We start from the raw sequence: 20,931 nt of genomic DNA, 5'->3' as shown, positions 1-20,931 counted from the left end.
CGTTGACTCCTTCAGCCCATGAGCAGGTCGGGTAGCCACAGGGCAAGGCCCGGGAAGAAACACAACAGGACGATCCCCAGCACCATGCACAGCGCGTAGGGCAGGCTGCCGAGCAGGATGTCGCGCAACGAGATATCCGGTGCGATGCCCTTGATGATGAAGAGGTTGAGGCCGACCGGCGGCGTGATCAGGCCGATCTCCAGGTTGATGGTCAGCACCACGGCGAACCAGTAAGGATCGAAGTTGGCGGCCAGGATGATCGGCAGCAGGATCGGGGCGGTCATCACGATCACTGCCACCGGCGGCAGGAAGAAGCCGGCTACCAGCAAGAAAACGTTGATGACGCCCATCAGCACCCAGCGATTGACCTCCAGCTCGGCGATGGCGCCGGCTACGGTCTGGGTGATGAACAGCGACGACAGGGCGTAGGCGAACACCTCGGCACAGGCGATCACCAGCATGATCATCACGCTCTCGCGCAGGGAGTCGCGCATGATCAGCTTGATGGGACCGACCTGCCACATGCGGTAGATGAGAATGGCCAGTGCCAGGCACAGAAAGGCGCCGACGCCGGCCGCCTCGGAAGGTGTGGCCACTCCGCCGTAGAGCGCGAACAAAATGCCCGCCACCACGGCCAGGAAGGGCAGCACCCGGATCAAGGCCTTGATGTTGGAGTCGACGTTGGTCTTGACGGTCTCCTTTAGGCGTTCGGTTGTCTGGGCTATTGGTGCCTGATAGCCGCCGGCCAGCTTGCAGGCGATGATGGTCCAGACCATGAATAGCCCCGCCAGCATGAAGCCCGGAACCACCCCGGCGATGAACAATCGGCCGATGGAGGTCTCGCTGGCGATGCCGTAGATGATCATGGTCACCGAGGGCGGGATCAGGATGCCCAGGGTGCCGCCGGCGGCGATGCAGCCAGCGGCGACGCCATCCGGATAGCCGCGGGTGCGCATCTCGGGGATGCCCATCTTGCCGATGGCCGCGCAGGTGGCGGGGGAAGAGCCGGAGAGGGCGGCGAAGATCGAGCAGGCGCCGATGTTGGAGACCGCCAGGCCCGCCGGCAGCCGTCCCATCCATAGGTCCAGCGAGCGATAGAGGTCGCGTCCGGTGGGTGAGGAGGCCACGGCGGCGCCCATCAGGATGAACATGGGAATGGCGACGAAGCCGAAGTCGGCGATGCGCTCGAAGAAGGTCTCGCCGAAATAGGTCAGTTCCGGCAGGCCCCGGTCATACAGCAGGGCGAGCAGCGAGACGCCGCCCAGGGCGAAGGCGATGGGAGTGCCGATGGCCATCAGTGCCACGAGGGCGAGGGCCACGATGATGCCGAGCGTGATCGGATCCATGTCAGTCCTCCCCGCGCAGCAGTTCGGCGATGTACTGCAGGGTCAGCAGGCTACTGCCCACGGCCAGCGGCAGCAGGGCCGGCCAGAGCGGCGGATTCCATACCGTGCCGGTGGTCCATTGCCCATGCCAGGCCTCGGCCAGGTAGATCCAGGCGCCGTAGCTCAGGGCCGCGCAGAAGCCGAGCCCGACCAGCGAGGCCGTCCACTGCATGATCTTGCGGGCCACGCCGCCCACCATGTCGGGTAGCAGGGTGATGGCGACATGGCCGCCGGTCAGCAGTACGTAGGCACTGCCCATCAGCATGGCGCCGGTGACGGAGAAGACGGTGAATTCCGTCTGCCAGCTGGTGCTCATGCCCAGCACGTAGCGCACGAACACCATGTGGCAGACCGCGAACACGCCGGCGATGAACATCACGGCAGCCAGGTAGGCGGCGTAGCGAGAGACGCTGTCCATCATGCGAATATAGAGATCGATGAGTGGCAGGCGTCCGGCAAAGGGTGAAGTATTGGCCATGGCCATGTCGTCCTCCCGAAGTCAGGGACACCGGCGTGGTGGGCCGGTGTCGGTGGCGGAGCCGGTGGGTCAATCGACGGCCAGGGCGGCATCGATGAGGGCTTGCCCATCGGGGACGTTCTCGGCGAAGTTCTTGTAGGCGCTCTGCTTGGCGATTTCCAGCCAGGCGTTGTAGTCCTCTTCGCTCATGCTCACGACCTCGACGCCGTTCTCCTCGAAGACATCGACCATCTGCTGGTCCAGGCCGGCCGCTTTTTCGGCGAAGAACTCCTCGGCGTCCTGGCCGGCCTCCATGAGCGCCTGCTGCTTCGCCTCGTCGAGTTTCTGCCAGCTCTGCTCGGAGATCAGGATCGGTTCGTACATGAACCACAGGGCATGCTCGCCGGGCTGGGTAAGGCACTCGACCTGCTCGTAGATGCGGTACGAGACGAAGGACATCGATGAGGTATTGGCGGCATCCAGTACGCCGGTCTGCATGGCGGTGTAGATGTCCGAGGAGGGCATGGAGGTGATCGATGCGCCCGCGGCTTCCAGCATTTCCTCGAAGGCCGGGCCGGCGGCGCGGAAGTTCTGGCCGTCGACGGTGTCCGGCGAGGTGATGCAACGATCGCTGGAGGCGAAGCCGCCGGCCAGCCAGGCATCGGCCAGCACTCGGGCGCCACCTTCCTGGATGACGTCCTTGATCATGCCCATGAACTCGGAGTCGTTCAGCCGCTGGGCGTGCTCGTGGTTGCGCACCAGGCCGGGCATCAGGGTAGCGGAGAACTCGGGGTGGCGGCCGCTGGCGTAGTCGAGCGGCAGCGCGGTGATGTCCAGCCGGCCCCGAGACAGAGCGGCCCACTGCTCGCGTGCCTTGAACAGCGACTGACCGGGATAGACCTCGACTTCGAGCCCCACATCGGCGTCGGCGACCTTCTCGGCCATCAGTTGGACCATTTCATCGCGCACGTCGCCTTGCCCGCCGGGGAACTGGTGGGAGGCGCGCAGTACCGTCTGGGCGGACGCGGAAGAACTGGCGGCGAGCGTGGCGAGAGCCAGGCCGGCCACCAGGGGTGGCATGTATGAGCGTTTCATGGCGTCTCCTTGGAGATTGTTCTTGTATGAAGTGTGTATCAGCTAGGCTGATGTATACTTCAATAGACGTATTGAAATACCAGTGTCAAATTCAGGATATTAGACCAAGGGGTGAGGCAAGCGCGTGAAGGGAGGAACCCAGGCCATGAAACGGTCGAATACGCAGCGACTTCGGGATGCACTGGAAGACGACATCATCAATGGGCGGCGCGCACCGGGGGAGCGCCTGGACCCGGAGGCCCTGGGCCGCGAGTTCGAGGTCTCGCGCACGCCGGTGCGCGAGGCGATCCAGCAGCTGGTGGCCAGCGGTCTGGTCACGGTCTCGCCGAAGAAGGGAACCTTCGTGGCCAAGGTGGGCATCGACCAGTTGATCGAGATGTTCGAGGTGATGGCCGAACTGGAGGGCATGTGCGGGCGGCTGGCCGCCCGGCGGATCAGCGATGCGGAACTGACGGAACTGCGCGAGACCCTGGCGCGATGCGAGACGGCGGCCCGGGCGGGCGATCCCGACGAGTACTATTACGAGAACGCGGCCTTTCACGACTGTATCTATCGGGCCAGCCACAACGGCTTTCTGGATAGCGAGGCGCGCCAGTTGAAGCAGCGGCTCAAGCCCTACCGACGCCTGCAGCTTCAGGTGCGTCAGCGCATGGGCAGCTCGCTGGAGGAGCATCGCGAGATCGTCGCTGCCATCGAGGCAGGAGAGGCCGAGCGGGCCGAGCGGGCACTACGCGATCACGTGCTCATCCAGGGCGAGCGCTTCAGCGACTTCGTCGCCAGCGTGCGCCGGCTCGGCACCCTGCAGGGGGATGCCGTCTGAGCGGGCCCCTTCAGGCCAGTTGAAAGGGAATCTCGCCGGCTTCGTGGGCCAGCAGCCATTGCTTGCGCCCGATGCCGCCAGCGTAGCCGGTGAGTTGGCCGTCGCTGCCGATCACCCGGTGGCAGGGCACGACGATGGCGATGGGGTTCTTGCCGTTGGCGGCTCCCACCGCGCGCTGGCCGCCCTTGCAGCGGAGTTGCTCGGCGATTTCGGCGTAGTTGCGCGTCTCGCCAAAGGGAATGGTGGCCAATGCCTCCCAGACCCGCTGTTGGAAATCCGTGCCTCGCGGTGCGAGCGGCAGATCGAAGTCGCGGCGTTCACCGGCGAAGTACTCGTCGAGTTGCTGCCGGGCACGCTCGGTGATCTCGTTGGGGCGTGGCGCAGCGTCCTTTTCCATGACGAAGGCGATCTCGGTGATACCCGAGGCCGTGGCGCTCATGCGCAGCAGGCCGAGGGCGTCGCTTTGCGGGGGCTGGTAGTAGTCGAGGGCATCGGTCATCGGCTCGCCTCCATGACGTTGTGTTCCGGGTTGTCGGGTGCCGGCTCCTGAGACCATAGCTGAAGAGTCAGGTAGCTGCGCCAGGGCGCGGCATCGGCCGGGTCAATACCGCCCAGGTGGCCGAGGGCTCGTCGTACCCCGGCGTCGCCATCCAGCCAGATGTCGGGATGTCCGGTGCCGCGCATGGCGGCGTAGTTCGCCGTCCAGGGGCCGATGCCCTTGAGGGCTGTCCACTGGAGCGGATCGTCGCCCGACCCGGCACCAGCGTACCAGCTTGCGAAGCGTTGCAGGGTCGCCTTGCGCGCGCCGGGCATGCGCAGGAACTCGAGGTCGTTGGTGGCAACGGATTCGGGTGTCGGGAAATGATAGCCGTCGCCGGTTGGTTCGCCGAGTCGTTCGACCAGGCTGCCGACCAGCCGGCGGGCGGCGATGATGGAGACTTGCTGGCCGAGGATCGCTCGCACGCCGGCCTCGAACGGCGACCAGACGCCGGGCAGGCGCAGCCCTTCGGTCAGCGACAGCCCCGGCACGGCACGACCGAGGTGGGCCTCGATGGCCGTGGTGTCGGCATCCAGGTCGAGCACGCGACGAATCCGCCGCACCACCGGCGCCAGGACGGCAAGGTCGTCGAGCATCAGGCGCACGCGGAAGGCGTGGTGCTCGGGATCGTGTTCGGCGGTGAACCAGCCCCGGGCGCTTCCCCAGCGGACATGGCGGCCGTAATGGTGCTCGCCGACCCATTCCAGGCCGTCGATGGCGCGCTGCCGGTGGAAATCGTGCAAGGGCTGCCAGGCATAGGGCGGCCGGTAAGCGAGCGTCAGCGTCAGGCCGTCGTCGCTGGTGCCACCACGACGGCGCAATTCCCGGGGCGCCAGGCCGATGTGGCGGCGAAAGGCGTCGTTGAAGCGCCTCAGGCTGCGAAAGCCGCTGGCATAGGCGACCTCGGTGACGGGCAGGCGAGTCTGGTGCAGCAATTGCTTGGCGAACAGGCACTGACGATGCAGCGCATAGCTCTTGGGCGAGACACCGAGACGCTGCTGGAAAAGCTGGCGTAGGTAACGCTCTCCGATACCCAGACGTTCGCAGAGCGCGCCCAATGGGGCCTCGCGAAGGGCGCCTTCGTCGATCAGCCGCAGGGCACGCTCGAAGGTGACGTGCGTACCTCTCCAGGCGGGCGAATCCGGTGCGCTGTCTGGCCGGCAGCGCAGGCAGGGCCTGAAGCCGTCCCGCGAGGCGGCCAGGGCGCTTTCGTAGTAACGCACGTTGCGCTCGTGGGGCGGTGTCGCCGGGCAGATCGGGCGGCAGTAGACGCCGGTGCTGGTCACCGCGACGAAGAAGCGGCCATCGAACCGGGCATCCCGAGCCAGACGAGCCTGGCGGCACTGAGATGGGTCCAGCATGGTGGGGTTCCTCTCCAGCATCCCGAGTCGATGTCGCCAGTGTACCGCGGTGCGTCGCGGAGACTAGCCGGAATCGGAAGTGAAGTGTCGACAGAGCGCCGCGTCATCGCGCAGGCGGTCGGCCTGGCATCGCGGACGTTCCTGTCGGATCATCGAGGCATTCTTGGCCGCTCTATCCCCGTTGGAGAATCGAACATGGCCGTGACACTCGATAGCGCTCGCGAACTCGACCGTCAGGATCCTCTGGCGACCTTCAAGGAACGCTTCGCCTTGCCGGAGGATGTGCTTTATCTCGATGGCAATTCCCTCGGCGCCCAACCTCTCGCTGCCCGCAAGGCGGTCGCCGAGACCATGGACCAGTGGCGCGACGACCTGATCAAGGGCTGGAACCAGGGCTGGTTCGATGCTCCCGAGCGGCTTGGCAACCTGCTGGCGCCCGTGATCGGTGCTGGCGAGGGCGAGGTAGTCGTCACCGACAACATCACGCTCAATATCTTCAAGTTGCTGGGCTATATCATCGGTCAGCGCGGCGACGGAGGCGGTGTGGTGCTGAGCGAGGGCGGCAATTTCCCCACCGATGGCTACATCGCCCAGGGGTTCAGCCGCTTCGGCGGGCACGAGCATCGCTTCCTGCCCGAGGGAGAGTCGCTCGAGGGAGAGTCGCTCGAGGCGAATCTCGCAGGCGTCGACGTGGTGGTACTGAGCCAGGTCAATTATCGCACCGGGGCGCTGCGCGACATGGCAGCCACCACCCGGCTAGTGCACGCACACGGCGCCGAAGTGATCTGGGACCTGGCCCACTCGGCGGGCGCGTTGCCGGTGGACCTTAACGGCAGCGGTGCACGCTATGCGGTAGGCTGCACCTACAAGTATCTCAACGGTGGGCCAGGCGCACCGGCCTTCATCTATGTCCAGCGAGATAACCAGCGTCACGGTTGGCAGCCGCTTTCTGGCTGGCATGGTCACGCCGTGCCCTTCGCCTTCGACGAGGACTATGAGCCGGCCGGCGATATCACCCGTTTTCGCACCGGAACGCACTCGGCGCTGGTCTACAGCGCCCTGGAGGCCTCGCTGGCGATGTGGGCCGAGGTCGACATGCACGCCCTGCGGACCAAGAGTCTGGCGATGAGCGAGCTGTTCCGCGACTGTCTGGCCGATTTGTTCGATCCCTACGGCATTACCGATATCACCCCGGCGGCCGGGGAACGGGGCAGTCAGGTGTCGCTGATCGATACCGAGCATGGTTTCGCCATCGTCCAGGCACTGATCGCCCGGGGTGTGATCGGCGATTACCGTGAACCCGGACTGATGCGCTTCGGCTTCACACCGCTCTACCTGAGCTTTGAAGACGTCTGGCAGGCAGCGCGGCATTTTCGCGAGGTGCTGGAGAGCGGCGAGTACCGGCAACCGCGTTTTAACGTGCGCAGCGCCGTGACTTGAGGAGGCGCGTCATGACCGGTGCCCCGGATCGCGAGTATTCACCGAGCTATTACGCCCGGGACGTTGAGGATACCCTGGCACGGCAGGCAGCGGCGGGGCGGCGGCTCGTCGAGCGTCATGCACCTTGCCGGCTAGTCTATGGCGATGATCCGCTGGCCTGCCTGCACCTGTTTGTGCCTCCGGGACCTGGCCCCTGGCCGTTGATGGCCTTCATCCATGGAGGTTACTGGCAGGAACTGGATCATACTGCCACCGACTTCCTGGCCGAGCGTTATCTGGCCCAGGGCATGGCTTTCGCCTCCCTGGGCTACGGGCTGGCGCCGGCGACATCGCTCGAGACCATGAGCGAGCAGTGCGCGCGTGGACTGGCGGCGGCTCTCGATAGGCTGGCGGAACGGAGTAGCGTCGGGGCCGTAACTCTCGGCGGACACAGCGCCGGCGCCCAGCTGGCCTGCCGGGTGGCCGCCGAGGGGAGCACACGCATCGATGAGCTGCTGTTGGTCAGTGGCGTCTATGATCTGGCCCCGTTGGTCGACACCTACGTCAACGCTCCCCTGGGACTCGACCGAGATCGGGCTCGCGCCCTCAGTCCACTCCATGGTGAGCTGGCCTCATTGCCGTCGATCCGGGTGGTGATCGCCGAACACGATCCACCGACTTTTCGGCGGCAGGGCCGCGACTTCGTGACTGCTGTTCGAGACATCGGCGGTCAGGCGGAATTCGTTGACCGGCCGGGCTGCGATCATTTCGATGTTCTCGAGCACCTGGACGCCGTGACGTGACACCCTGGCGGCGGCAATGATGCATGATCCATACTCCGTCCGATTACCCCGGGCTTGCTTGCGGGCAGCGGACTTGCTTGACTGATACGAGGCCGCAATGGCGGCCTTCGTCGATCACTGGGAGACAACCCATGTCGCAACCCCTGACCCGCCACAATCGCCCCCGCCAGGTGCTGGACGCGATTACTTCCGCCAATGCCGGGCTCTCCGAGCAGGACCGCGAGGCCAAGTACGCCAAGTTGGCCGAGTCGCCCTATCGGTTCTTCCGGGGCACCAACCATCTCTACTGGGACGATGTCTGGCACGATTGGCGCTTCGCGCTCTATGGCGGCCTGCCCGAGACCCAGACCTGGCTGCAGGGCGACGCCCACGCCTACAACTTCGGCGCTTATGGGCATCGCGACGATACCGTGCGCTACGGCATGGATGATTTCGACGATGCCATGATCGGCGATTATCAATACGATCTCTGGCGGCTGGCCATCAGCCTGGTGCTCGATGCCCGTGAGAATGTCGGCTTGTCGCGCAAGGCGACCAGCAAGGCGCTGGCGACGCTGACCGAGAGCTATCACGACGAGCTGGCTAGCCATCTGAATGGTGAGGCGCCCGATGGCGTGACCCTGGAAACCGCCAAGGGGCCCGTGGCGCCCTTTCTCGAGAAGGTCGCCGCCAAGCGTAGCCGCGCCAGGATGCTCGACAAGTGGACGCGCCTGACCGATGAAGGACGCTGCTTCGCCGAGCGCCCGGACAAGCTTGCCCGGCTGCCGGCGCATTTGGCCAGCCAGTTGCGCAAGGCTGTCGAGGGTGAATACCGCGAGACGCTGTATAGCGAGCGTGCCGAGGCCGAGGAAGATCACTTCAGGGTCAAGGACATGGTCCGCCGCCTGGATGCCGGCACCGGCTCGCTGGGGCTCGAGCGTTACTACGTGCTGATCGAGGGAGGGCGCGATCACGAGCACGACGATGTGATCCTCGACATCAAGCAGCAGACGCCGCCGGAGGGCTGGCGATTGATGAACGCCACCGAGAAGCGGGCCTGGCGTCGTGCCTTTCCCCATGAGGGGGCGCGCCATGCTGCGGGCTTCCATGCCATCGCCGAACATCCCGACCCCTATCTTGGCTGGCTGCACGTCGGCGACAGCGTGTTCTCGGTGCGCGAGCGCTCGCCCTTCAAGGATGATTTTCCGACCCACAAGCTGGATGGCGGCAAGGACTATCGCAAGCTGGTCAAGCGCTGGGGGCGCATCCTCGCCCGGGAGCACCTGCGTGGCGCCCGGGCCCTGTACCCCGAGGATCCGGGAAGCTTCGCGCGAAGCGTCTGCGCAAGGCTCGAAGGCCGGCTGGATCACTTCACCGACATGGTTGCCACCCTGGCGGTCAGCTATGCCGAGTGCGTCACTCAGGACTACCGGACCTTCGTTGCCAGCCGTGCCGAGCAGGCCGAGGAAGCGTCAGCAGAATAAAGCATGATCGTTACCGCGTTCGGGAATGTTGGCCGGCTCCGCCTGTCCCTGTAGGGTGAGGGAAATTCTGCATAAATGCCTGCGCATGCAAATCGCTGCGTTACGCGGTGCTCGAAAGCTCGCCTAACCCTTCGTTATGTCTCGCTTTCTGTGCTCCGGGCGCCTTGCGCTTCACGATGCTCGGCAATTTATTCAGCATTTCCTGAGAGCCCCACTGCACAGGAGGCGTCATGTTCCCGAGCTTTTCCCTGCGCTATGCACGCCTGCCCGAGCGGATGCGTGCCGCGAGTCAGCCGACACCAGTCGAGGAGGCTCGACTGGTGGCCTTCAATCGCGAGCTTGCCGAAGAGCTTGGCTTCGAGCTGGCGGCGTTCGAGGCCGATGAAGCGTCCGAGATCTTCGCGGGCAATCGCCTGCCCGAGGGGGCCGAACCAGTGGCCATGGCCTACGCCGGCCATCAATTCGGCAACTTCGTGCCTCAGCTCGGCGATGGGCGAGCGCTGCTGCTGGGCGAAGTGATCGACCGCCACGACCGGATTCGCGATATTCAGCTCAAGGGCAGTGGCCGCACGCCCTTTTCCCGCGGAGGCGACGGTCGGTCGCCGCTCGGTCCGGTATTGCGCGAATACCTGGTCAGCGAGGCCATGCATGCCCTGGGCATTCCGACCACCCGGGCGCTGGCCGCTGTGACCACCGGCGAGCGCGTCTTCCGCCGCATTCCCGAGCCCGGTGCGGTGCTGACGCGGGTCGCCTCCAGCCACGTGCGGGTGGGAACCTTCCAATACTTCGCCGCCCGTGGAGACACCGAGGCGGTGCGCCTGCTGGCCGACGAGGCCATCGCCCGTCACTATCCGCATCTCGCCGACCGCACCGATGGCGGCGAGCGTTACCTGGCGTTGCTCGATGCCGTGGCGGAGCGCCAGGCCGAGTTGGTGGCAGGCTGGATGGGTGTCGGTTTCATCCATGGCGTCATGAACACCGACAATACCGCCATCTCGGGCGAGACCATCGACTATGGCCCCTGTGCCTTCATGGACACCTTCGACCCGCGCACGGTGTATAGCTCCATCGACGAGCAAGGGCGCTATGCCTACGTCAACCAGCCGGTGATCATCCAGTGGAACCTGGCGCGTTTCGCCGAGACGCTGGTGCCGCTGATCGACAGCGACGGCGAGCGTGCCGTCGAGCGCGCCACGCCGATCATCCGGGACTTCTCGGAGCGCTTCGAGGTACGTTGGCGCGAGGTCATGCGCGTCAAGCTGGGTCTCGTCACCGAAGAGGAAGGCGACGGGGAGCTCGCCCAGGCGCTGCTGGATGCCATGCGCGATGGGCGCGCCGATTTCCACCTGACCTTTCGCTATCTGGCCGATGGCGTCGAAGCATCGGCCGAGGCGCCGCGGCTGAGGGAAAACTTCGCAAGCCAGGACGAACTCGAGGCGTGGTTGCCGCGTTGGCGCGAACGCCTGGCCCGCGAGAGCGTGGCGACCGATGACATCGTGGCGCGTCTGAATGCCGCCAATCCGGCCGTGATCCCCCGCAACCATCGCGTCGCCGAGGCTATCGCCGCCGCCGAGGAAGGCGACTTCGGGCCCTTCGAGGCATTGCTGGCGGTGATCACCGATCCCTATACGACACCGGATGGCGATGTCGATTACATGCGACCGCCACGTGACGAGGAGAAGGTGCTGCGGACGTTCTGCGGTACCTGAGACCTCAAGAGCGCCTGCCCGTGGGACAAAGCGCAGCCTTCCGAGGTTTGTTCGTCGGGCTCCCAGCGGAAAGGGGCAGGGCTGCCTGCCATTCGGCATGTATGAGGTAATGGTCTATCGATAGATAAGAAAGTTTGTTTATGATGGGGCATGTGCCGCTCCGGCATGCATCGAGCGCGATGCCCCTCATTCTTCGCTGCAAACGGAGGCATTCCATGTCCCAGCAGCCCATCGTCCAGGCCTTCTTCGACGAGCCCACCAAGACCTTCAGTTACGTGGTGCAGGATCCGGACAGCAAGGCGTGTGCCATTCTCGATTCGGTGCTCGATTTCGACTACGCGGCCGGGCGCACCGATGTGCGCTCCGCCGACGAGATCATTGGTTTCATTCACGATAACGCCCTGGAGGTGACGTGGATCCTCGAGACCCACGTCCATGCCGACCACCTTTCGGCAGCACCTTACCTGCATGAGAAACTGGGTGGCCGGACCGGCATCGGCGCGAACATCACCGTGGTGCAGGAGGTCTTCGGCAAGGCCTTCAATGCGGGGAGCGAGTTTGCCCGTGACGGCAGCCAGTTCGACCACCTCTTCGAGGAGGGCGACACCTTCGCCATCGGCAATCTGGAAGGGCGCGTGCTGTATACGCCGGGACATACACCGGCCTGCCTGACCTACGTGATCGGGAATGCCGCTTTCGTCGGCGATACCCTGTTCATGCCCGATTATGGCACCGCGCGTTGTGATTTCCCCGGTGGCGATGCTCGTACGCTGTACCGCTCCATTCAGAAAGTCCTGGCGCTGCCCGGCGAGACGCGCCTGTTCATGTGCCACGACTACAAGGCGCCGGAGCGCGAGGAATACCAGCATGAGACCACGGTGGCCGAGCAGCGCGCCCACAATATCCATGTGCATGAGGGCGTCAGCGAAGAGACGTTCGTCAAGTTGCGCACCGAGCGCGACGCGACTCTGGGCATGCCTCGGCTGATCATCCCTGCGGTGCAGGTCAACATGCGCGCCGGCGAGATGCCTGCCGCCGAGGATAACGGTCAGGTCTACCTCAAGGTGCCCATCAACGCGTTCTGAACCTTGAGGACATGAAAACGCCGCGCCGGCCCGGGGCCGACACGGCGTCTTTGTCAGGCGTGAAACCGGTGCGGATCAGGCGAGATCGAAGCGGTCCGCGTTCATCACCTTGTTCCAGGTCGCCACGAAGTCCTGGACGAACTTCTCCTTGGCGTCGTCCTGGGCGTAGACCTCGGTCAGGGCACGCAACTGGGCGTTGGCGCCGAAGACCAGATCCACTCGGGTGGCGGTCCACTTCGTCTCGCCGGTCTTGCGGTCACGACCCTCGTAGACGTCTTCCTCGGACGAGACTGGCTGCCAGTCGGTGCCCATGTCCGTCAGGTTGATGAAGAAGTCGTTGGTGAGGGTGCCGGGGCGAGCGGTGAGGATGCCGTGCGACACGTCGCCGTAGTTGGCGCCCAGGGCCCGCATGCCGCCGATCAGCACGGTCATCTCCGGAGCGGAGAGGCCCAGCAGCTGGGCGCGGTCGACCAGCAGTTCCTCGTCGGGAATCGCGAACTTGGTGCGACGGTAGTTGCGGAAGCCGTCGGCCTCGGGCCGCAGTACCTCGAAGGACTCGGCATCGGTCTGGGCTTCGGTGGCGTCGGTGCGGCCCGGCGAGAAGGGCACTTCGATGGCGTGACCGGCATCCTGGGCGGCTTTCTCGATGGCTGCGGCGCCGCCGAGCACGATCAGGTCGGCCAGCGAGACTTTCTTGTCGCCTGACTGGGCGGCGTTGAAGTCGGACTGGATGCCTTCGAGCACCTGCAGCGTCTTCGCCAGTTGCTCGGGCTGGTTGACCTCCCAGTGCTTCTGCGGCGCCAGGCGGATGCGGGCACCGTTGGCGCCACCACGCATGTCGGAGCCACGGAAGGTACTGGCGGAGGCCCAGGCAGTGCGCACCAGTTCGGCAACGGACAGCCCTGAGCCGAGCAGCTTGCGCTTGAGTTCGGCGATGTCCTGGGCGTCGATCAACTCGTGATCCACGGGCGGTACCGGATCCTGCCAGATCAGGTCTTCGTCGGGCACTTCGGGGCCAAGATAGCGGGCTTTCGGCCCCATGTCGCGGTGGGTCAGCTTGAACCAGGCACGGGCGAAGGCGTCGGCAAATTCCTCGGGGTTCTCGTAGAAGCGACGCGAGATCTTCTCGTAGGCCGGGTCGTAGCGCAGCGACAGGTCGGTGACCAGCATGGTCGGTGCGCGACGCTGCGAGTCGGCTTCCGGTCCGGGGACCTCATCGCCCTTGGCATCCTTGGCGATGAACTGGTAGGCGCCGGCCGGGCTCTTGGTCAGTTCCCACTCGTAGCCGAACAGGTTTTCGAAGAAGTAGTTGCTCCACTGGGTGGGGGTCTGGCTCCAGATCACCTCGGGGCCACCGCCCATGGTGTCCTCGCCCATGCCCTTGCCGTAACTGCTGTTCCAGCCGAGGCCCATCTGCTCGACGGGGGCGGCTTCCGGCTCGGGGCCTACCTGCTCTTCCGTCCCGGCGCCGTGGGTCTTGCCGAAGGTGTGGCCACCGGCGATCAGGGCCACGGTTTCCTCGTCGTCCATGGCCATCCGCTTGAATGTCTCGCGGATGTCGTGGGCCGCCTTGACCGGATCCGGTTCGCCCTCGGGGCCTTCCGGGTTCACATAGATGAGACCCATGTGGGTGGCGCCCAGTGGGTTTTCCAGCTCGCGGTTTTCCTTGTCGACGATGCGCTCGTCGCTGCCGAGCCATTCCTTCTCGGCGCCCCAGTAGACGTCTTCTTCAGGCTCCCAGGTGTCCTCGCGGCCGCCGGCGAAGCCGAAGGTCTTGAAGCCCATGGATTCCAGCGCCACGTTGCCGGCCAGTACGTACAGGTCGGCCCAGGAAAGCTTGTTGCCATACTTCTGCTTGATCGGCCACAGCAGGCGGCGGGCCTTGTCCAGGTTGACGTTGTCCGGCCAACTGCTGAGTGGTGCGAAGCGCTGCTGGCCGCCGCCGGCGCCACCGCGACCGTCGCCCATGCGATAGGTGCCGGCACTGTGCCAGGCCATGCGGATCATCAGGCCGCCGTAGTGGCCGAAGTCAGCCGGCCACCAGTCCTGGGAGTCGGTCATCAGCTCGTTGAGGTCTCGCTTGACCGCTGCCAGGTCGAGTTTCTTGAACGCCTCGGCATAGTTGAACCCTTCGCCCATGGGGTTCGCCTTGGCAGTGTGCTGATGGAGGATCCCGAGGTTGAGTTGATTGGGCCACCAGTCACGGTTTTCCGTGCCCTTGCCGCGCATATTGGTGTTGCTGCCGTGCATGACAGGGCACTGGCCAGCTGCCTGAGAATTCTGTTGTTCGCCCATGGTTTTCTCCCCCGATCAATAAAAGACTGTCTTAGGTGAAGTTGTGACGTACGGGACAACCCGTGCGGAGATGCCGATATCGCTTCGCGGCGTGGCGAGCATCCGGGGCGTGTCCTTTCATCTATAAGCTACTCCCTGCTGCCCGGGGGTTGCCAAGTGCCTTTGCCAACCATGGTGATAGCATCATTTTATGGTGACAGTTTCGTGGTCGTCGTCTCATGGTCACGGCCAACTGACGACGGCATCGCGCTTTCGGCTCAGGAGGGTGACGGCGGGATCGTCAGCTCTCGGCTTTCACCCATCAGGAAGCCGCGATTGAGTTCCAGGGCGTCTCGCAGGAAATCCCACAGTAGCCGTACCCGGGCGAGTCGGCGTTGTTCCTGGCGAGCGGTGATCCAGAACTGCCGCACGATATCCACCTCGTCGACCAGCAGGCTGGAAAGCGTTGGTGTCGTGGTCCCCATGAAGCAGGGTAGCACGGCGAGTCCGGCACCGCGCAGGCAGGCGCTGTGCTGGGTGGTGACGCTGGTGCTGCGCATGGCGAAGTGCGGGCCGGGGTGGCCGATCACGGCCGGGTCGAGCAAGGGATCGAGATAGTTGAGCTGCTCGCTGAAGATCAGGTCGTCGATGTAGCCGATCAAACGGTGCTGGCCCAGGTCGGCGAGCCACCGGGGAGTGCCGTGGCGGTGTAGGTAGTCCTGACTGCCATACAGGCGCAGGCGGTAGTCGCAGAGTCGCGAGATCACCAGGCCCGGGCTCGAGGGACGCTCGATGGTGATCGCCAGGTCGGCTTCGTGGCGGCTCAGGTTGACCACCCGGGGCAGGGCCAACAGGTCGAGGGTCACGCCCGGATGGCGGTCGCAGAAGGCGGCGAGCAGTGGTGCGACCACCCAGGTACCGAAACCTTCGGTGACACCGAGGCGGATCTGGCCGCTGATGCGGTGATCCTGATCGGTGAGGCTTTCGCTGGCCTCGAAGGCATGACGTGCCATCTCCTCGGCGTGGGCCAGCAACTGGTGACCGGCCTCGGTGAGGTGGTAGCCGTGGGTGCTACGCTCAAAGAGTTGGGTATTGAGGCGCTGCTCGAATCGGCGGGTGCGGCGCGACAGAGTGGAGTGGTCGAGCCCTAGCCGCCGAGCGGCGTCGGCGAGGCGCTGGCTGCGTGCCACTTCCAGGAATATCTGGATGTCCTGCCAGTCGAGCATGGGAATCTCCGAGGGATCGGTGGTTGTGCAGAAGCGCACAAACAATGTGCCTGTGTGCCCGTTGTTTCGCTATCCGACGTCTGGCTAGACTCGAATCATTCGGGCGTCTTGTCGATATGCACACGACACCACAATCACAATTGTCACAGGAGCATGCTCATGTCCGTCCGCGAGATTCCACTGTACATCGACGGCCAGGCCATTCCCTCCCGGAGCCAGGAGGTGCGCGACGTCGTCAATCCCGCCACCCAGGAGGTGGTCGCCCGCGTGCCCTTCTGCACCGTCGAAGAGGTCGACCGGGCCGTGGCCAGCGCCCAGGAGGCCTTCAAGAGCTGGCGCAAGGTGCCGTTGGCCAAGCGGCAGCGCATCATGCTCAAGCTGCAGGCGCTGATCCGCGAGCACACCGAGGAGCTGGCGGCGCTGATCACCGAGGAACACGGCAAGACCCTACCGGACGCCGCCGGCGAGGTGGGGCGCGGCCTGGAAGTCGTGGAGCATGCCTGCTCGATCACCTCGTTGCAGCTCGGCGAGCTGGCCGAGAATGCCGCCAGCGAAGTGGATGTCTATACTCTCAACCAGCCACTGGGCGTGGGAGCCGGCATCACCGCCTTCAACTTCCCGATCATGCTGCCCTGCTTCATGTTTCCTCTGGCCATCGCCACCGGCAATACCTTCGTGCTCAAGCCCTCCGAGCAGGATCCCAGCTCGACCATGCGGCTTGTGGAACTGGCCCATGAGGCCGGTGTGCCGGCCGGGGTGCTCAACGTCGTGCATGGCGGGCCGGAGGTGGCCAACCGGATTGCCGATCATCCCGATATCAAGGCGTTGTCCTTCATCGGCTCGACCCATGTTGGCTCGCTGCTTTATAACCGCGCCGCGGCCGCCGGCAAGCGTATGCAGGCGATGATGGGGGCCAAGAACCACTGCGTGGTCATGCCCGATGCCAATCGCAGCCAGGCCATCAACAACCTGCTGGGGTCGGCCTTCGGTGCCGCCGGTCAGCGCTGCATGGCCAACTCCGTGGTGGTGCTGGTCGGCGAGGCACGGTCGTGGCTGGACGACATCGCCGAAGGAGCACGCAACATGACGGTCGGCCCCGGCATCCAGCGCGATGCCGATCTCGGCCCACTGGTGTCGCCGGCCGCCAAGGCACGGGTGGAGGACCTGATCGCGACAGGCGAGCGGGAAGGCGCCAGGCTGGTGGTCGACGGGCGCGGCCATCAGGTGGAAGGCTACCCCGATGGCAATTTCGTCGGCCCGACCCTGTTCAGCGACGTGACCGCCGAGATGACCATTTACCGCGAGGAGATCTTCGGGCCTGTGCTGTGCGTGGTGGGCGTCGAGACCCTGGACGAGGCCATCGATTTCATCAACGCCAACCCCAACGGCAATGGCACGTCCATCTTCACCAACTCCGGCTGGGTGGCGCGTCGTTTCGAGACCGACATCGATGTTGGCCAGGTGGGCATCAACGTGCCGATCCCGGTGCCGGTGGCCTACTTCAGCTTCACCGGTTCCCGGGCTTCCAAGCTCGGCGACCTGGGGCCCAACGGTAAGCAGGCGATCGCTTTCTGGACCCAGACCAAGACCGTGACCGCCCGCTGGTTCGAACCGGAGAACGTCTCCAGCGGCATCAATAGCACGATCTCGCTGAGCTGATCCGGCCGCGCCGATACTGAACGGCCCCGTCTCGCAAGAGGCGGGGCCGTTGTCCTGGTGGGGGCGAAGTGCCGTTATCCCTGAGAGGAGGGGGCAGTCAGAGTGACATCGGGCGCTTCTTCCATTCGGCGCCGTTCTTGGTCGAGGATGGCCAGTGCCTGCTCGGGCGTGGTGCGCGGGGCCCGGGTCAGCAGGCTGACGAGCACGCCGCCGCCGATCGCCAGCAGCACCGAGGGAATGCTCGGGTTGCCCCAGAAGTCATTCCAGCCGGCATGGGCGGTGACCGCCAGTGACGTGGCCGAGGCGGTGACCAGCGAGGCCACCGCACCCTGCCAGTTGTAACGCGGCCAGAAGCGACCCAGCAGCCCGCACACGAAGAGTCCGGCCAGCACCGTCGAGATCATCGTGGTGATGTAGTCGATGACGTTGTCCGAGGCCAGGGCGAAGGTCAGGGCCAGGCCGATGGTGACCACCAACGCGAGGCGCGAGTAGAGCACCACGTGGCGGGCCGAGGGCGCTCTACCGGTGAACAGCACGTAGAGGTCGCGCATCAGCGTCGAGACCCCGGCGATGGCGTCGGAGCTGGCGCTGGACATGGTCGCCGAAAGACCGGCAACCAGCAGCAGCAGACCGAGACCCAACGGCAGCACCTCGGTGGCCAGGAAGGGGAAGGCGAAGTTGCTGTTGTCCAGTGAGGGGTTCAGGGCGTGGGTGGCCATGCCGATGATCGCCGGGACGATCGAGAAGGCCAGGTAGAGCACGCCGGTCACCAGGAAGGAGCGGCGCACCGAGCCCACCGACTTGCCCGAGTAGATGCGCTGGCGGAACGAGGGCGTGGCGAGCACGCCGACGGCGATCACCGCAGCCAGCGACAGCGCCGGAAGCCCGCCGATCTTGTCGATGCCGAGCAGGCTGGTGGCGCCGGCATCCATGCTCGCCGTGAGTCCCGAGAAGCCGCCGACCTCGATCAGCGCCAGAGCCGCCATCAGAAAGAAGCCGATGAACAGCACGATGGCCTGGATGGTGTCGGTCCAGACCACTGCCATGTACCCGCCGATTACGCAGTAGATGCCGAAACCGAGCGCCACGATGACCTTGGCCAGAGTGGGATCGATATCGGCCATCCAGGCCAGGTAGAGGCCGCCGCCCAGGATATGGGCGCCCAGCCAGCCGATGCAGGCGATGTAGATCAGCAGGGCGACGAGGTTGCGCACCAGACGATTGGCACCGACGTAGTACGACAGCTCCTCGCTCATGGTCATGAAGCGCAGCTTGCGCACCGGGGCGAACAGCAGGGCCAGCAGCAGCACGCCGACCGCGCCGCCGATGCCATACAGGGCGCCGGCCCAGCCGTTGGTGTAGCCGAAACCCACCGCACCCATGCTCGAGCCGGTGCCGACCATGGTGGCCACCGTGGTGCCGACGGTCAGGAACAGCGGCACGGTGCGTCCGCCGAGCAGGAAGTCGTCGCCGCTACCGCGGCTGTGCCGCGAGACCCACCAGCCGAAGCCGATCATCAGGACGATGTAGACGAAAAAGGTGCCGAGGAAGATATGACTATTCATACATGCCTCTTATACTTGTTGGCTCGGTCGTTGCCGCGACCGAGGCAGTGGTAAGGATGCTGTGTTTATCGCTGTGTGGCGCCGTGTCCTTGCCGGGGCGCGGCGCCTTTTCATTCGCACGGTCGCTGGGTGTCGCGGTCGTTCCCTCCTTGCTCTTCTTGTTTTCAGCCGTGTCTTCTCTTCGGCTTCGGGCCGTCGTGGTCAGGCGCGATCGGCGCGGTAGCAGGAGACGTCGACCTCGACCTTGCAGTCGACCACCAGATCCTGGACGCTGCAGATCCGCGCCGGCGGATGGCCACTGAAGATCTCGGCGAACACCTTGTTGAACGACGAGAAATAGCGCGCGTCGGTGAGCACGGCGGTGACGTGCACCACGTCCTCTACGCCGTAGCCGGCCTCGTGCATGATGGCCAGGCAGTTGTCGAAGGCCAGGCGGGTCTGCTCGACGATGCCGCCTTCGACGACTTCGCCGTCGGTCATGGGCGTCTGGCCGGAGACGCGCAGCCAACCGCCGGCCTCGACGGCGCGGGAGAAAGGCAGCTTCTGGCCGCCGGTGCCGGTGCCGCCTTCGGCGCCGTAGCGTTTGATGGTCATGGAGAGTCCTCCGTCATGGCATGAATGGGAGTGGGAGAAAGGCGTTGCTGGCGACGCAGCAGGCGTCCGCGGCGTTGTGCAGTGACGTGCCCGTCGCGATAGGCGATCGTCCCGTTGACGATCACCAGATCGATGCCGCGAGCCGCGGCGATGGGGCGGGCGTAGTCGGCGGTGTCCTCGAGCGTCGTCAGGTCGAACAGGGTCAGGTCGGCATAGGCGCCCTCACGGATGACGCCCCGGTCGGTCAGGCCGAACTGTGTCGCCGAGAGGCCGGTCATCTTGCGTACCGCCTCGGCCAACGGCATCAGGCCCAGGTCGCGACTGTAGTGGGCCAGTACCCGGGGGAAGGCCCCCCACAGGCGCGGATGCGGATGCGGGTCGTTGGGCAGTCCGTCGGAGCCGATCATCGACAGCGGGTGGGCCAGCACCCGGCGCATGTCGTCCTCGCTCATGTTGTGATAGACGGCGCCGGCCGGTTGCAGGCGTCGCGCGGCGTCCATCAGCGAGAGGTTCCAGTCGGCGGCGATGTCGGCCAGTGGCCGGCGCGCCTGCTCGGGGTGCGGATCCGACCAGGTGATGAAAATCTCGATCTCATCGGTGACCTGCCCCAGGTCGAGGGTCGAGGAACCCGCCGTGTAGGGATAGCAGTCGCAGTGCACGCGATGTCCCCGCGCGGCCCTCTCGAGGCTGGACAGAGCCAGGGGAGCATTGCCCCAGTTGCCGGCGCCGGCGCACTTGAGGTGCGAGATGACCAGCGGTGCCTGGCCGTGTTGGGCGGTGGCGTAGGCCTCGTCCATGGCGTCGAGCAGGCCGGCGAATTCATCGCGCAGGTGCGTGGTGTAGAGGCCGCCGGCGGCGCCGACCTCGTCGACCAGGGCGCGCATCTCGGTGTCGGGGGCGTGAAAGGCGTTGCGGTAGGCCAGTCCCGAGCTCATGCCCAGGGCGCCATCATCCAGGGCGTCGCGCAATGAGCGTCGCATGGCCTCGATCTCCACCGCCTCGGCGGGGCGGGCGAAGTCGTCCATCACCTGGCTGCGCAGGCTGGTATGGCCGATCAATGCGGCGACGTTGACCGAGGGCACGGCGTCGTCCACCGCCCGGGCATAGTCAGCGAAGCTCGGGTAGCGGAAGTCTTCGACGCCGCCCAGCAGGTTCATCGGATCCGGCACCTTGTCGCGCAGCGTCACGGGCGAAGCGCTGATACCGCAATTGCCCACCACCACCGTGGTCACACCCTGGGAGATCTTGGGCTGCATCTCGGGGGTGCGGATGACGTTGGTGTCGTCGTGGGTGTGGACATCGATGAAACCCGGCGCCAGGTAGCGCCCGTGTGCCTCGATGACGGTCGTGGCGTCGTCCGCACCGAGCCTTCCCACGGCGACGATGCGCTCGCCGCTCACGGCGATGTCAGCCGGAAAGGGCTCGGCGCCGGTGCCGTCGAGCACCATGGCACCGCGAATCAACAGGTCGTGATGCAT

General features: G+C 65.3%; 17 protein-coding genes. 7 read left to right on the top strand and 10 right to left on the bottom strand.

Annotation, left to right across the window (positions count from 1 at the left end; translation table 11 throughout):
- Positions 1 to 11 precede the first annotated feature (11 nt).
- From FZZ93_RS08820 to FZZ93_RS08810, 3 genes are all read right to left on the bottom strand, one after another.
- Positions 12 to 1,346, bottom strand: a complete 1,335-nt coding sequence (locus FZZ93_RS08820; RefSeq protein WP_149321956.1) for a TRAP transporter large permease — start codon at positions 1,344 to 1,346, stop codon at positions 12 to 14.
- Position 1,347: 1 nt separating this feature from the next.
- Positions 1,348 to 1,869 carry a TRAP transporter small permease subunit gene (locus FZZ93_RS08815; protein WP_149321955.1) on the bottom strand — a complete coding sequence of 174 codons (522 nt, stop codon included), beginning with the start codon at positions 1,867 to 1,869 and terminating at the stop codon, positions 1,348 to 1,350.
- Positions 1,870 to 1,932: 63 nt separating this feature from the next.
- Complete coding sequence (locus FZZ93_RS08810) at positions 1,933 to 2,937, bottom strand: TRAP transporter substrate-binding protein (RefSeq protein ID WP_149321954.1); 1,005 nt, start codon at positions 2,935 to 2,937, stop codon at positions 1,933 to 1,935.
- Positions 2,938 to 3,082: 145 nt separating this feature from the next.
- Between FZZ93_RS08810 and FZZ93_RS08805 the strand changes: the two genes are divergently transcribed.
- Positions 3,083 to 3,757, top strand: a complete 675-nt coding sequence (locus FZZ93_RS08805) for a GntR family transcriptional regulator (RefSeq protein WP_149321953.1) — start codon at positions 3,083 to 3,085, stop codon at positions 3,755 to 3,757.
- Positions 3,758 to 3,767: 10 nt separating this feature from the next.
- Here the strand turns inward: FZZ93_RS08805 and FZZ93_RS08800 are convergent, their stop codons facing one another.
- Together FZZ93_RS08800 and FZZ93_RS08795 are read right to left on the bottom strand one after the other, a co-directional pair.
- Complete coding sequence (locus tag FZZ93_RS08800) at positions 3,768 to 4,256, bottom strand: methylated-DNA--[protein]-cysteine S-methyltransferase (protein WP_149321952.1); 489 nt, start codon at positions 4,254 to 4,256, stop codon at positions 3,768 to 3,770.
- Positions 4,253 to 5,656, bottom strand: a complete 1,404-nt coding sequence (locus tag FZZ93_RS08795) for an AlkA N-terminal domain-containing protein (protein ID WP_149321951.1) — start codon at positions 5,654 to 5,656, stop codon at positions 4,253 to 4,255. The genes FZZ93_RS08800 and FZZ93_RS08795 overlap by 4 nt, the downstream gene beginning before the upstream one ends.
- A 195-nt stretch (positions 5,657 to 5,851) precedes the next feature.
- Between FZZ93_RS08795 and kynU the strand changes: the two genes are divergently transcribed.
- From kynU to FZZ93_RS08770, 5 genes are all read left to right on the top strand, one after another.
- On the top strand, positions 5,852 to 7,096 hold the full coding sequence (gene kynU, locus FZZ93_RS08790; RefSeq protein ID WP_149321950.1) for a kynureninase: 1,245 nt from the start codon (positions 5,852 to 5,854) through the stop codon (positions 7,094 to 7,096).
- 11 nt (positions 7,097 to 7,107) lie between these two features.
- Positions 7,108 to 7,878, top strand: a complete 771-nt coding sequence (locus tag FZZ93_RS08785; RefSeq protein ID WP_149321949.1) for an alpha/beta hydrolase — start codon at positions 7,108 to 7,110, stop codon at positions 7,876 to 7,878.
- A gap of 131 nt (positions 7,879 to 8,009) precedes the next feature.
- A complete protein-coding gene (locus tag FZZ93_RS08780; RefSeq protein WP_149321948.1) occupies positions 8,010 to 9,341 on the top strand; it encodes a DUF2252 domain-containing protein in 1,332 nt (443 codons plus the stop codon).
- Positions 9,342 to 9,571: 230 nt separating this feature from the next.
- On the top strand, positions 9,572 to 11,050 hold the full coding sequence (locus FZZ93_RS08775; protein ID WP_149321947.1) for a protein adenylyltransferase SelO: 1,479 nt from the start codon (positions 9,572 to 9,574) through the stop codon (positions 11,048 to 11,050).
- A gap of 215 nt (positions 11,051 to 11,265) precedes the next feature.
- Positions 11,266 to 12,135 (top strand): MBL fold metallo-hydrolase, encoded by an 870-nt coding sequence (locus tag FZZ93_RS08770; RefSeq protein WP_149321946.1) that lies wholly within the window; start codon positions 11,266 to 11,268, stop codon positions 12,133 to 12,135.
- Positions 12,136 to 12,210: 75 nt separating this feature from the next.
- Here the strand turns inward: FZZ93_RS08770 and katG are convergent, their stop codons facing one another.
- Together katG and FZZ93_RS08760 are read right to left on the bottom strand one after the other, a co-directional pair.
- Entirely contained in the window at positions 12,211 to 14,430 is a 2,220-nt protein-coding gene (gene katG / locus FZZ93_RS08765; protein ID WP_149321945.1) for a catalase/peroxidase HPI, read from the bottom strand.
- Positions 14,431 to 14,687: 257 nt separating this feature from the next.
- On the bottom strand, positions 14,688 to 15,635 hold the full coding sequence (locus tag FZZ93_RS08760; RefSeq protein WP_149321944.1) for a LysR family transcriptional regulator: 948 nt from the start codon (positions 15,633 to 15,635) through the stop codon (positions 14,688 to 14,690).
- A gap of 159 nt (positions 15,636 to 15,794) precedes the next feature.
- On the opposite strand from FZZ93_RS08760, the gene FZZ93_RS08755 reads away from it, so the two are divergent.
- Positions 15,795 to 17,294, top strand: coding sequence for a CoA-acylating methylmalonate-semialdehyde dehydrogenase (locus FZZ93_RS08755; protein WP_149321943.1), 1,500 nt, complete (start codon positions 15,795 to 15,797; stop codon positions 17,292 to 17,294).
- Between the two features lie 74 nt (positions 17,295 to 17,368).
- Here FZZ93_RS08755 and FZZ93_RS08750 read toward each other — a convergent pair whose 3' ends face one another.
- The 3 genes from FZZ93_RS08750 to FZZ93_RS08740 form a co-directional block, all read right to left on the bottom strand.
- A complete protein-coding gene (locus FZZ93_RS08750; protein WP_149321942.1) occupies positions 17,369 to 18,859 on the bottom strand; it encodes a sodium:solute symporter family protein in 1,491 nt (496 codons plus the stop codon).
- 201 nt (positions 18,860 to 19,060) lie between these two features.
- Positions 19,061 to 19,453 (bottom strand): RidA family protein, encoded by a 393-nt coding sequence (locus FZZ93_RS08745; RefSeq protein WP_149321941.1) that lies wholly within the window; start codon positions 19,451 to 19,453, stop codon positions 19,061 to 19,063.
- Positions 19,450 to 20,931: an N-acyl-D-amino-acid deacylase family protein gene (locus FZZ93_RS08740; RefSeq protein ID WP_149321940.1), complete on the bottom strand. Its 1,482-nt coding sequence runs from the start codon at positions 20,929 to 20,931 to the stop codon at positions 19,450 to 19,452. Before FZZ93_RS08740 ends, FZZ93_RS08745 begins: the two co-directional genes overlap by 4 nt.

The organism is Halomonas eurihalina (assembly GCF_008274785.1).
Taxonomy (GTDB): domain Bacteria; phylum Pseudomonadota; class Gammaproteobacteria; order Pseudomonadales; family Halomonadaceae; genus Halomonas; species Halomonas eurihalina.
The sequence above is the reverse complement of the archived record's forward strand: the minus strand, read 5'-3'. Positions and strand labels throughout refer to the sequence as shown.

Bases quoted from the DNA above. Each gene is read 5' to 3' on its own strand.
- FZZ93_RS08755 (WP_149321943.1), top strand. From the start codon at position 15,795: ATGTCCGTCCGCGAGATTCCACTGTACATCGACGGCCAGGCCATTCCC.
- FZZ93_RS08785 (WP_149321949.1), top strand. From the start codon at position 7,108: ATGACCGGTGCCCCGGATCGCGAGTATTCACCGAGCTATTACGCCCGG.
- FZZ93_RS08780 (WP_149321948.1), top strand. From the start codon at position 8,010: ATGTCGCAACCCCTGACCCGCCACAATCGCCCCCGCCAGGTGCTGGAC.
- FZZ93_RS08795 (WP_149321951.1), bottom strand. From the start codon at position 5,656: ATGCTGGACCCATCTCAGTGCCGCCAGGCTCGTCTGGCTCGGGATGCC.
- FZZ93_RS08820 (WP_149321956.1), bottom strand. From the start codon at position 1,346: ATGGATCCGATCACGCTCGGCATCATCGTGGCCCTCGCCCTCGTGGCA.
- FZZ93_RS08770 (WP_149321946.1), top strand. From the start codon at position 11,266: ATGTCCCAGCAGCCCATCGTCCAGGCCTTCTTCGACGAGCCCACCAAG.
- FZZ93_RS08775 (WP_149321947.1), top strand. From the start codon at position 9,572: ATGTTCCCGAGCTTTTCCCTGCGCTATGCACGCCTGCCCGAGCGGATG.
- kynU (WP_149321950.1), top strand. From the start codon at position 5,852: ATGGCCGTGACACTCGATAGCGCTCGCGAACTCGACCGTCAGGATCCT.
- FZZ93_RS08750 (WP_149321942.1), bottom strand. From the start codon at position 18,859: ATGAATAGTCATATCTTCCTCGGCACCTTTTTCGTCTACATCGTCCTG.
- FZZ93_RS08810 (WP_149321954.1), bottom strand. From the start codon at position 2,937: ATGAAACGCTCATACATGCCACCCCTGGTGGCCGGCCTGGCTCTCGCC.
- FZZ93_RS08740 (WP_149321940.1), bottom strand. From the start codon at position 20,931: ATGCATCACGACCTGTTGATTCGCGGTGCCATGGTGCTCGACGGCACC.
- FZZ93_RS08745 (WP_149321941.1), bottom strand. From the start codon at position 19,453: ATGACCATCAAACGCTACGGCGCCGAAGGCGGCACCGGCACCGGCGGC.
- FZZ93_RS08815 (WP_149321955.1), bottom strand. From the start codon at position 1,869: ATGGCCATGGCCAATACTTCACCCTTTGCCGGACGCCTGCCACTCATC.
- katG (WP_149321945.1), bottom strand. From the start codon at position 14,430: ATGGGCGAACAACAGAATTCTCAGGCAGCTGGCCAGTGCCCTGTCATG.
- FZZ93_RS08760 (WP_149321944.1), bottom strand. From the start codon at position 15,635: ATGCTCGACTGGCAGGACATCCAGATATTCCTGGAAGTGGCACGCAGC.
- FZZ93_RS08805 (WP_149321953.1), top strand. From the start codon at position 3,083: ATGAAACGGTCGAATACGCAGCGACTTCGGGATGCACTGGAAGACGAC.
- FZZ93_RS08800 (WP_149321952.1), bottom strand. From the start codon at position 4,256: ATGACCGATGCCCTCGACTACTACCAGCCCCCGCAAAGCGACGCCCTC.